5 protein-coding genes are annotated in these 3,221 nt (G+C 60.0%); 1 reads left to right on the top strand and 4 read right to left on the bottom strand.

Features of this window, described 5'->3' with window-relative positions; genetic code table 11:
* The first annotated feature begins 192 nt into the window (after positions 1–192).
* Complete coding sequence (locus tag ACTJJW_RS14715; protein ID WP_462645907.1) at positions 193–522, top strand: hypothetical protein; 330 nt, start codon at positions 193–195, stop codon at positions 520–522.
* A gap of 50 nt (positions 523–572) precedes the next feature.
* Here the strand turns inward: ACTJJW_RS14715 and ACTJJW_RS14710 are convergent, their stop codons facing one another.
* From ACTJJW_RS14710 to ACTJJW_RS14695, 4 genes are all read right to left on the bottom strand, one after another.
* On the bottom strand, positions 573–749 hold the full coding sequence (locus tag ACTJJW_RS14710) for a hypothetical protein (RefSeq protein ID WP_462645906.1): 177 nt from the start codon (positions 747–749) through the stop codon (positions 573–575).
* Between the two features lie 139 nt (positions 750–888).
* On the bottom strand, positions 889–1,824 hold the full coding sequence (locus tag ACTJJW_RS14705; RefSeq protein ID WP_462645904.1) for a hypothetical protein: 936 nt from the start codon (positions 1,822–1,824) through the stop codon (positions 889–891).
* A 322-nt stretch (positions 1,825–2,146) separates the two neighbouring features.
* Positions 2,147–2,506: a hypothetical protein gene (locus tag ACTJJW_RS14700; protein ID WP_462645902.1), complete on the bottom strand. Its 360-nt coding sequence runs from the start codon at positions 2,504–2,506 to the stop codon at positions 2,147–2,149.
* A 60-nt stretch (positions 2,507–2,566) separates the two neighbouring features.
* Positions 2,567–2,848 carry a hypothetical protein gene (locus tag ACTJJW_RS14695; protein ID WP_462645900.1) on the bottom strand — a complete coding sequence of 94 codons (282 nt, stop codon included), beginning with the start codon at positions 2,846–2,848 and terminating at the stop codon, positions 2,567–2,569.
* Between the last annotated feature and the right edge of the window lie 373 nt (positions 2,849–3,221).

The following is a 3,221-nucleotide window of genomic DNA, read 5'->3' as shown; positions in this document are numbered from 1 at the left end:
GGATCGAGGGGAAGTATCACCGCAAGCGACGGCAACGCAGCTTAGGGAAGCTGACACCAATCGAGTTCGAGACCATAATGATGGATGCCGTTGCTCTAACGGCATAAACCCCAGACTCAACCAAACCGACAGCAGACCCGAAGAAGAGCCCAACGTGGCGTGGGTCTCCGACAAGACTTACGCGTCGAAGTCGTGAACGCACCGGCAGCTGAAACCTACGTCGTGGTCATTGAGGTCAAGGGGATCTGGAACGACGACGTTCGTATTAGCCTCGCGAGCCAGTTGGCGCAGGACTACTTGATCGACGGCGGCCTCACCCACGGCATCTATCTCGTCGTCTCATTTGACGCCGCGCAGGTAACCGACAGCGCCAAACGGGCTGCGATCGTTCGCAACCAAACCGAGACCCTTCGTGGCCTCCTCGAGGAGCAATCGGCAGCATTCGGGCCAGCGCTCCAGATTCGCCCCGTGATACATGACGCCAGTCTCCCCCTAACGACGAACGCTCCGCCCCGCCGCTAGACGTTGCCAGATCGATCACCAAACAGCACGCGCATGATTCCGCCGTCGAGTCACAGGTCGGCGACCGAACCCCAACACGAGAAATTCTCCAAGTCAAGTAGGACGGGGCGGGTCGAGGTGGTGTCTGGCTGAGCCAAGCCGTTGGGCTCCAGCGGCAAGTTTTTGAGCTTGCGTGCTTTGAGTGACGAGAAGCTCAGATACGCGGTCAGTCGATCGAGATACGGCACACCCCGCCACTACTGTTCCCTAGGTTAGGGACCACACTGTCAAGAATCGAAAGGTGGCCCTGTCGGCCACGAGCACTTGGAAGAGCGCTCGTTATCGTCGCTGTACGAGCGAACACTGCCTTCAGCTCTCTAGGACCATTCAGTGGCCCACATGCTTAGCCAGAAGATCTGCTGATCTGGCAGTGAGTTCACCAGTCTCAGCGTCGAAAACGGAGGTGCTCAGCACCTCACCAACCGCAGACACCGCTGCAAACGCTTCCGCAATCTCGAAGTCTTGAACCTGCGCCTCGAGCGCATCGAGTGCACTCACTGCTCTTGTATCCAAGGAACCTAGTAGCACCTCAAGCGCCTCAATGCGTTCCGTGCCGGCTCTGACACGAGTGATTTGCCCATCCACTGCCTTGGCGAAGGCAGTGACTTCAGCTTTTACGCTGATGCCGGCGGTCGCCGCGACTAGGCCGCCCGCTAACGCAAGCGGGACGTGTTTCGCCGTGTCCAAAAAGACCTGCCCGCCGGCTCTTCCTGCGCCACCGTTTGCGAGCGTTCCGTTACCAAGCCATGCCAGCACTGCGTCTTTGAGCGCCGCGCCGTTGAGCATCACCATCGGGGTGCCGGTGCTTGCAACAGCAGACTTTTGAACAGCCCAGAACACAGCTTTCTGCAAAGGCTCGCCAGCGTTGGCAGCGGTCAACAGCCATTGCGCTGCCATGCCCGCGCTCCCGGCATTGAGTGCGCCTGCCGGCGGGGTCCACACTCGAACAGTCTCGCCGTACGCGAGCTCAACATCGAGATGCTCGACCACGTTTTCGTGTTGTTCGAGCCAGCTGGTGAACCGACCGACGGTGGCTTGGTACGAACTGACTCGACCGGCGTTGAACTCGCTGACTGCCTGTTCCAGATTCAGCCGTGCGGGTTCGGCTTCCGCCGCCCGTGTCTCGGCCTTCATTCTGATGGCCTCAGCTTGGTACCCCAAAACAAGACCAGTCACGCCCAGCGCGGCGCTTCCGACGTACCCGACAACCGGAAGGATAATCTTTGGGGTAGCCTGCGCGATTCCTAGGATTTTTACTGACACAGCCTCACAGTACCGGCTACGCGGGTTTCGTGAGCACCCGTCGGACGGTGCAGTCCGAAAGCTAGAGCAGCCCTGACCCCCACGTAAATGTGCCTGCGTCTATCGCTTTCTCGTCGGGGCAGGAGAGGCTTTCGTCAGCTCGGCGCTATCGCGCCCGCTGACAGCGGCCGACGACTCAAGCGGAGGTGCCCACAAGCGGACAAAACAAAGAACGGCCAAGACAGCCGCACGATCCGCTCTAGCCCCCAAGCAGGGAGTTAACGAAAGCGGCCTTGCCGACACAATGTCGGCAAGGCCGCGAAGAGCGAACGCGAAAAGGCGGCTACCAGCCGACCTCGTGCGTCGAGGCACCCGTGGGCTGCTGGGCGCGATTGCCGGGCACCTCGGGACCAGGGCCAGAACGCCGAACAGGCGGTGCCGGCTCAGCACGCTTCTCAGAATCCTTCTCGGCCTGTTGAGCGGCCAGTGCATCGTTCACAGAGCGTTGCCGCTGACGCGCTTCAGCAAGCGCGTCCGAGTGCGCGAAGGGTGCGCCGAGGCGCGCGTCAGCTTCCAGAATTTCGGACTTGAGAGCAACGTCTTCTTGCTCGATTTCCCCGATGATTCTGGGTACTGCCGAGGCTCGATTTTCGAGCTGTCGGATAAGCCCCAAACCGCCTCCCAAGAGCTCACTGCGAGACACCTTCAAACTCGATCGAGGAACACCATCAAGCCGTACCGCGAGGTGCGGTTCTTGCCCCATTCAGGGATCGCTTTCGACCTTCACACCGAAGCCTCCGACCGACCCGAGCATCCCAAAATCGGTTCTCGAATTTCGGGACAGGTAGTTCATGTCGTTGTCGAAGACCCAACGCGCGATCGCGGCCGCAGCGTCAGCGCGGCTGTCAAACGATCGGCCGGCAACGGTCATCGTGAAAGCATCCCCGGAGGTGTCCACCACTCTCTCAGCTGCGGCAGTGAGCATCGCAAGATCGCGCTGCCCCTTGTCGATCAGCTCGGCCGCGCGAGATCGCGTGTGACCCAAATTGACCAGGTTGCGTTGGTACGACCGCTCCAATCGTTCTAATCGAGAGAGGTCGTTATCGGGGTTTGCTTTCCCCAACAAGAGAAGGTTGCCCGACGACAGAGCTTTGGCCGCGCTCGGGTCTGCTGTCCCTACGGGGTCTAACCGGTGGTTGCGAAGATGTTATCTGAAACTTTCCGGTGACCCTCAGGCGTAGGAACCCCGTCGATATAAAGCGAGTAGGTAGGCCTCGAGGCTGAACGAATCGGGTCACGTCCCGCCGAGTGGTGTGATTTCTCATCTCCGTGCGGGTCAGTGGTTTTAGCTTACGCGGCGGTGAGTTCGGGGATGAGGTTCACCTCCTCGACAGTTTCGATGGCGACGTTCATGGCCT

It is taken from the genome of Rhodoglobus galactosidasius (assembly GCF_054957775.1).
The sequence above is the reverse complement of the archived record's forward strand: the minus strand, read 5'-3'. Positions and strand labels throughout refer to the sequence as shown.